The sequence below is a fragment of the Nioella nitratireducens genome, assembly GCF_001879715.1.
Classification (GTDB): Bacteria; Pseudomonadota; Alphaproteobacteria; order Rhodobacterales; family Rhodobacteraceae; genus Nioella; species Nioella nitratireducens.
Genome location: NZ_MNBW01000028.1, coordinates 23,275 through 30,622, shown reverse-complemented (window position 1 = coordinate 30,622; position 7,348 = coordinate 23,275). Strand labels below are relative to the sequence as shown.

Sequence of the window (7,348 nt, the reverse complement as noted above, 5' to 3'; positions counted from 1 at the left end):
CCGTATGGACGCATCTCTACAATTGGCACCGTCCGCACTCGGCGCTAAAGTCAAAACCACCAATCAGCCGATTAGGACTGGATCGGAACAACCTGTTGACGTTCCACAACTAGACGTGCGGATTACGGGACTCCAAATGAGAACAAAAAGTGAATATGGTGCCCGGCATCATGGGATTCGCCGAGCTCTCCATCACCTCCAACTTCACGTTCCTGACCGGTGGCTCTCACCCCGAGGAATACGCCGGTCGCGCGGCCCTGCTGGGGCTGGAGGCGTTGGCGATTGCCGATGAAAACTCGGTTGCTGGGATCGTGCGGGCCTGGTCGGAACTGAAAGAGATCAAGCGCCTGATCGCGGTGCGGCAGGCGGCGGATGCCGACCCCATCGGCCCGCCCAAGCCCGATCACCTGCCCGATCCGCCGCGCGCGCCAATCGCCAACCTGCCGCGCCTGCTGCCTGCGGCCCGGTTGGTGTTTCGGGAAGGGATCACGCTGACCGCCCTGCCGCGCGACCGGCGCGGGTGGGGTAACCTCTGCCGGATGCTGTCCGCCGGGCGGTTGCGCACGGCCAAGGGCCGCTGCGATCTGGGCCTGTCCGACCTGTGGGCCTTTGCCGAGGGGCTTGAGCTGCTTCTCCACGGTCCGCCGGAGGGGCGGGGCCAATGGTGGCCGCTGGCGCGAGAGGTGACGCGCCGCCTTGGTTCCGCTTGCCACCTGTTGATGGCCCCGGCCTATGACGGGCATGACCAACTGCGGTTCCAGCAGCTCTCGGATATGGCAGCGCAACTGGGCATTCCCACCGTCGCCTCTGCCGCGCCGCTGATGCATCATGGGCGTCGCCGCCGGTTGACCGATGTGCTGACCTGCATCCGTCAGGGGTGCCGAGTGGAGGAACTGGGACGGAACGCGCAGGCCAATGGCGAACAGCGTCTGCGCAACGAGGCCGAGATCCGCCGCATCTTCGCGGGGTTCGAGGATGCCGTGGACCGCACGACTAAACTTGCCGCCCGCTGCCGGTTCGAGATCAGCGAGTTGCGCTATGAATACCCCTCTGAAATCGCCGAGGGGGAAACGGCGTCAGAGCGCCTGACCCGGCTGGCGCAGGAGGGGCTGGCATGGCGCTATCCCGGCGGCGCGCCTGACAAGGCCCGCAAGATGCTGGCGCATGAACTGCAACTGATCGCCAAGCTGGGGTATGAGCCTTATTTCCTGACCGTCCATGACATCGTGCAATTCGCCCGGTCCCGCGGCATCCTGTGCCAAGGGCGCGGCTCGGCGGCCAATTCCATTACCTGCTATTGCCTTGGCGTCACCAGCGTCAGCCCGGAAATCGGCACCATGGTGTTCGAGCGCTTTGTTTCCGAAGCCCGCGACGAGCCGCCTGACATCGACGTGGATTTCGAGCATGAGCGGCGCGAAGAGGTGATCCAGCATATCTATGAACGCTATGGCCGCCACCGTGCCGGGCTGTGCGCCACGGTGATCCATTATCGCGGCAAGCGGGCGGTGCGCGAGGTAGGCCGCGCCATGGGGCTGAGTGAAGACATGCTTGGCGCGCTGTCCTCGCAGATCTGGGGCTGGGGCGGATCAAAGGGCATGGAGGCGCAGCGTATCCGCGAGCTTGGCCTCGACCCCACCGACCGGCGGCTGGCGCAGACCATGGCGCTGGTGCAGGAGATACAGGGTTTTCCCCGGCACCTTAGCCAGCATGTCGGCGGCTTTATCGTGACCGAGGGGCGGCTGGATGAACTGGTGCCGATCGAGAACGCGACGATGGAGGACCGCACCGTCATCTGTTGGGACAAGGACGATATCGACGCGCTCGGCATCCTCAAGGTGGATGTGCTGGCGCTTGGCATGCTGACCTGCATCCGCAAGGCGTTCGACCTGCTCGATCAGCACCACCGCATCCGGTACACGCTGGCCACCCTGCCGCCCGAAGACCCGGCGGTCTACGACATGCTGTGCAAGGCCGACAGCCTTGGCGTGTTTCAGGTGGAAAGCCGGGCGCAGATGAACTTCTTGCCCCGGATGCGGCCGCGCTGTTTCTATGACCTCGTCATTCAGGTCGCCATCATCCGCCCCGGCCCGATTCAAGGCGACATGGTGCACCCGTTCATTCGCCGCCGGAACGGCGAGGAGGTCGTCAGTTTCCCCTCGGACGAGTTGGGCGAGGTTCTGGGCAAGACTCTCGGCGTGCCGCTGTTTCAGGAACAGGCGATGCAGATCGCCATCATCGGCGCGGGCTTTACCCCGGATGAGGCGGATCGGTTGCGGCGGTCGCTGGCGACGTTCAAGAAACACGGAAATGTCTCGGATTTTCATCACCGCTTCGTTTCGGGGATGCTGGCGCGCGGCTATGACCGCGATTTCGCCGAGCGGTGCTTTTCCCAGATCGAGGGGTTTGGCAGCTACGGTTTCCCCGAAAGCCACGCAGCAAGCTTTGCGTTGCTGGTCTATGCGTCGAGCTGGCTGAAGCACCATCACCCCGGCATCTTCGCCTGCGCGCTGCTGAATGCGCAGCCGATGGGGTTTTACGCACCTGCGCAGATCGTGCGGGACGCGCGTGACCACGGGGTCGAGGTGCGGCCCGTCGATATCAACGAAAGCCAGTGGGACAACGTGATGGAGCCGGACGGTCGGGGCGGTCTGGCACTGCGGCTCGGGTTTAGGCAGGTCAAGGCGATGCGCGAGGAAGACGCGCAGTGGTTGGTCGCGGCGCGCGGCAACGGGTATCGCGCGGTCGAGGATGTGTGGCGGCGGGCCGGGATGCCCGCCCGTGCGCTGGCCGTTCTGGCAGAGGCCGACGCCTTCGCCTCGCTCGGCCTGTCGCGGCGCGATGCGCTGTGGGCGGCCAAGGCGCTGACCCCGGCGGAACCGCTGCCACTGTTCACCGGCGACATGGATGGCGAGGCGATCGACGAGCCGCAAGTCACCCTGCCCGAGATGACGGAGGGCGAGCAGGTGGTCGAGGATTACGTCTCGATGCGGCTGACCCTGCGCACGCACCCGGTGGCGCTGATCCGGCATCGGTTGAGTCCGGGGTGGCTCCTCCCCTCCACTGGAGGCTCTTCGCCCCGTCACGATGAGGCTCTCAGGATCGAGGAGTGACCTGCCCCTACAGCCCGTAAGTTCCGCGGTTCTGACCCACCAGACGCATCACTCGCACCAGTTCAAAGCTGATCCCCGGTTCCGACAGGGCATGGCCCGCCGCGCGCACCATGTGCAGACGCCCCGACCGCCAGCCCGAGGCGAGGTCATGGGCCGATTTCGGGGGGCAGATCATGTCGTAGCGGCCTTGCACGATCACACCGGGAACATGGTCGATCTTGTGCAGGTCGCGCAGGATCTGGCCGTCGGCCTCCAGAAACCCCTTGTTGACGAAGTAGTGGTTTTCCAGCCGGGCAAAGGCGCGCGCATAGTCCGCCGGCGTTTCCCCCGGATTGCCGTCGCTCTCGACCGAGGCCAGCGAATTTTCCCATGCCGCCCACGCTCGCGCATAGCGGGTTTCCTGCTTCACATCCCCGGAAAACAGGCGCCGGTTATAGGCCGCGATCATGTCGCCGCGTTCGGCCTCGGGCACGAGCTTGGAGAAGCGCGCCCATTGGTCGGGCCAGAACTGCGACGCGCCGCCGCCGTAAAACCAGTCCAGCTCTCGTTGGGTGGCAAGAAACACGCCGCGCAGCGCAAGGAAGGCAGCCGCCTCGGGGTGGGTTTCCGCGTAGACAAGGGCCAGCGTCGCGCCCCAGCTGCCGCCGAATACGGCCCACCGGTCAATATCCAGCGCGGCCCGGATACGCTCGATATCGGCGACCAGATGCCATGTCGTGTTGTTTTCGGTCGACGCGTGGGGCCGCGACCGCCCGCAGCCACGCTGATCGAACAGGATCACGCGCCAGACCTCGGGGTCGAAGTAGCGCCGCATCGCCGGGCTGCATCCGCCGCCCGGTCCGCCATGCAGCACCACCACCGGTGCGCCCTTGGGGTTGCCGCATTGTTCAACGTAAATCTGGTGTCCGTCGCCCACGTCCAGCATCCGTTGATCGAAGGGGTCGATCGGCGGGTAGAGCATGGCGCCTGCGCGCTTTTGGCCGGAGAATTTGTCCATGAATCCCCTATATAGACCCATCATGCGGGCCTGCTATACCCCGCTACGATGACAAGATCGGAAAGGGATGTCCATGAACAGCGCGGCGAATACCGTTGACGACGCCGAAATCGCCAAGTTCGAGGCCATGGCCGCAGAGTGGTGGGACCCAAAGGGAAAGTTCGAACCGCTCCACATGATGAACCCGGTGCGGCTGGACTATATCACCAGCCAGATCGCCGCCGAATACGGGCGCGATTTGCACGATGACCGACCGTTTGAGGGGCTGCGCATCCTCGACATCGGTTGTGGCGGCGGGTTGCTGTCGGAACCGATGGCGCGGCTGGGGGCAACGGTCGTCGGGGCCGACGCGGCCGAGCGCAATATCCCCGTGGCGCAAATTCATGCCGAGCAATCGGGGCTGGAGATCGACTATCGCCACACCACCGCCGAGGCGATGGCAGCGGCGGGCGAACAGTTCGACGTGGTGCTGAACATGGAAGTGGTCGAACACGTGGCCGATCCGCTGGCCTATCTGACTGCGTGCCAGCAATTGCTGAAACCGGGCGGGCTGATGCTGTGTTCGACCATCAACCGCAACCCCAAGAGCTTTGCCATGGCCATCGTCGGCGCGGAATACGTGATGCGCTGGCTGCCCAAGGGCACCCATGACTGGCAAAAGTTCATCACGCCGCAAGAGCTGTTTGATCTGATCGCCAAGGCGGGACTCGATCCGGTGGATCGCAAGGGTTACGTCTTCAATCCGATCAGCTGGCAGTGGTCGATCTCGGACCGCGACCTGAGCGTAAACTACGTGACGGCGAGCGTGAAGCGTTGACCGGCGCCTAGGTTCTCTCCACCCGGCGCAAGATACTTGTCCTGAACATTTTGTCGCCATGCGTCCTGCGGGAAACAGCGGCCGCAATGCGCAGCGTCGGGCGGGGAACACTAGCTGCTCTGCGCCAGTTCCAGCTCGATCCGCATCTCGCGGATCACGGGCAGGGTCGCGCGCACCCGGTCGGCGCCGATTTCTTGAACCGTGCGGCTCAGGATCGGGGCGATAGACTGCAAGGCGGCATCACGGGCGGCGCGGCCTGAGGGGCTGATTGCCACGAATTTGCGCCGTGCGTCGTCCCAATCGGGGCGGATATGCACGTGGCCGGCAATCTCCAGACGGTTGAGCGTGTTGGTCATTGCCCCCCGCGTGACGTGAAACAGCCGTGCCAGTTGCGCCGGGCTGCGTTCCTCGTTCGAGCGGGCCAGATGGTTGAGCACGGCGAAATGGCTCAGCTCCATTCCCTTGGGAAGAGCCTTGGACAACAGCGTCCGAGCCAGCTGGTCGGCCATGAATAGCTCTGAGAACAGGGCGATGGCGAGAGGATCGTCGTTCGTGCTCATGTCACCAAGGTGTAAGGGCGGTCATGCCGCAGAGAGGGCACACGCCCCCGCGCCTTGTCCACCTCTTTCAGGTTCAGGTCAATGACATGAAGCCCCGGTGCGGTCCCTGCGTCCAGCAGAACCTCGCCCCACGGGGCCACGACAAGGCTGTGTCCGTGGGTCTGGCGGGGCTTGCCCATGCTGACCGCATGATTGCCGGTTTGCGCAGGGGCGACCACGAAACAGCCGGTCTCGATGGCGCGCGCGCGCAGCAGGCTTTCCCAATGCGCCGTGCCGGTGATCGGGGAAAAGGCGGCGGGAACCGTCAGAACCTGCGCCCCTGCCTGCGCCAGATCGCGGTAGAGAGAGGCGAACCGCATGTCATAGCAGATCGTCAGGCCGACGCGGGCCAAGGCCGTTTCGACAACCACGGCCCTGTCGCCGGGACGGTAGCCTGCGGATTCGCGGAACGTCTCGGTCTCGGACACCTGCACATCGAACATGTGGATCTTGTCATACCAACCGGCGATGTCCCCCTGATCGGAAATCAGAAAGGACCGGTTGGCAAAGCGCCCGTCCGCATCGGTGGTCTTGATGGCGAGCGAGCCGAGCAGAACCCACATTCCCCGCGCTGCGGCGGCATCGCGCACCGCGTGGAGCAGGGGATCGTCGTCCTGATGGCGCAGAACCTCGCGTTGGTGGGTGCGGCTTTGCGAAACGCAGTTCGTCACTTCGGGCGTCAGCAACATCTCTGCCCCGGCGGCCTTGGCCTCGTTGATCGCTGCCAGAACCGTATCGAGGTTGTCCTCGGGTCGATCCGAGGAACACATTTGCAGGAGCGCCGCCCGCATCAGCCTTGCAGCAGCGGGTCGAGCTTGCCCGACCGCTCCAGCGCGGCCATATCGTCGTAGCCGCCTACATGGGTCTCACCGATGAAAATCTGCGGCACCGTGTGGCGACCATTGGCGCGGCTCAGCATTTCCTGCCGTTTGTCAGGGGCACGCGCCACGTCATATTCGGTAAAGCTGACACCCTTGTCGGCCAGCATTCGTTTGGCTGCGTGGCAATACCCGCAGAGCGGCGAGGTGTAGATTTCAATCGCTTGCATCGTCTTCTGTCCCGAAAAATCCCAATCCGCCATCAATTAGGTATCTTTTGCCACGCGTGCCAGTGCCATCACACGAACGTTTTCGGCCCCGGCATCCAGACAGGCCTGCGCGGCGGCGCAAAAGGTCGCGCCCGACGTCATCACATCGTCCACCAGCAGGATGTCGCGGCCCATCAGGATATGCCCGCGGCGCGGGTGTGGGTGAATGGCATCCCGCAGGTTCGCAAACCGGTCGTCTCGTCCCTTGCCATCCTGCGAAGCCGTCCTGCGCACACGCTTCAGGGCATCGGGCGCCATGAAGGCCTGCGTCTCGTTCGCAAGGGCCTGCGCCAGCAGCGCCGATTGGTTCACACGCCGCTTAAACAGTCGCCGCCAGTGCAGCGGGATCGGCAGGATCAGGGTGTTGTCCGTGATCAGCGGCCCGACCCGTGCCGCCATCCATTTGCCCGCGGCCTTGGCGATTGCGGGTTGATCGCCGTGTTTCAGCGCCAGAACCATCTTTCGCCCGTTGCCGGAATATGTGAAGACGGCGCGCCCCTTGTCCCAGGGCCGGGCGATGCTGAGGCAGTCGTCGCAGCGCAGCCCTTCTTCCGGGTCTGAGCCGGGCAGGGGCGTGCCGCATTGATCGCAACAGGGGCCGGTGATGAAGGGCGTATCGCTCCAGCAAGAGGCGCAGAGACCGAACCCGGTTTCCACGGGCGCGCCGCAGCACACGCAATCGGGCGGAAACACCGCATTCACTGCCGTTTGCAATTTCATTCCTGCCCCCTAGGTTGA

7 protein-coding genes and 1 pseudogene are annotated in these 7,348 nt (G+C 64.5%); 3 read left to right on the top strand and 5 right to left on the bottom strand.

Going from position 1 to position 7,348, the window contains the following annotated elements:
• Together BKY27_RS20015 and BKY27_RS18110 are read left to right on the top strand one after the other, a co-directional pair.
• Positions 1-113 (top strand): annotated as a pseudogene (locus tag BKY27_RS20015) (IS481 family transposase); the annotation flags it as partial.
• Positions 114-170: 57 nt separating this feature from the next.
• Positions 171-3,110 (top strand): error-prone DNA polymerase, encoded by a 2,940-nt coding sequence (locus BKY27_RS18110; protein ID WP_071675872.1) that lies wholly within the window; start codon positions 171-173, stop codon positions 3,108-3,110.
• 7 nt (positions 3,111-3,117) lie between these two features.
• Here BKY27_RS18110 and pip read toward each other — a convergent pair whose 3' ends face one another.
• Positions 3,118-4,107, bottom strand: a complete 990-nt coding sequence (gene pip, locus BKY27_RS18105; RefSeq protein ID WP_071675867.1) for a prolyl aminopeptidase — start codon at positions 4,105-4,107, stop codon at positions 3,118-3,120.
• A 73-nt stretch (positions 4,108-4,180) separates the two neighbouring features.
• Between pip and ubiG the strand changes: the two genes are divergently transcribed.
• Positions 4,181-4,924: a bifunctional 2-polyprenyl-6-hydroxyphenol methylase/3-demethylubiquinol 3-O-methyltransferase UbiG gene (gene ubiG / locus BKY27_RS18100; RefSeq protein WP_071675871.1), complete on the top strand. Its 744-nt coding sequence runs from the start codon at positions 4,181-4,183 to the stop codon at positions 4,922-4,924.
• A gap of 110 nt (positions 4,925-5,034) precedes the next feature.
• On the opposite strand, the gene BKY27_RS18095 is transcribed toward ubiG, so the two are convergent.
• Genes BKY27_RS18095 through BKY27_RS18080 form a run of 4 tightly spaced genes read right to left on the bottom strand, consistent with a single transcriptional unit; the run spans position 5,035 to position 7,330 of the window.
• Positions 5,035-5,484: a MarR family winged helix-turn-helix transcriptional regulator gene (locus BKY27_RS18095; RefSeq protein ID WP_071675866.1), complete on the bottom strand. Its 450-nt coding sequence runs from the start codon at positions 5,482-5,484 to the stop codon at positions 5,035-5,037.
• Positions 5,481-6,314, bottom strand: a complete 834-nt coding sequence (locus BKY27_RS18090; protein ID WP_071675865.1) for a carbon-nitrogen hydrolase family protein — start codon at positions 6,312-6,314, stop codon at positions 5,481-5,483. The genes BKY27_RS18095 and BKY27_RS18090 overlap by 4 nt, the downstream gene beginning before the upstream one ends.
• Positions 6,314-6,571 (bottom strand): glutaredoxin 3, encoded by a 258-nt coding sequence (grxC, locus tag BKY27_RS18085; RefSeq protein ID WP_071675870.1) that lies wholly within the window; start codon positions 6,569-6,571, stop codon positions 6,314-6,316. Before grxC ends, BKY27_RS18090 begins: the two co-directional genes overlap by 1 nt.
• Before the next feature lie 36 nt (positions 6,572-6,607).
• Entirely contained in the window at positions 6,608-7,330 is a 723-nt protein-coding gene (locus tag BKY27_RS18080; protein ID WP_071675864.1) for a ComF family protein, read from the bottom strand.
• Positions 7,331-7,348 lie beyond the last annotated feature (18 nt).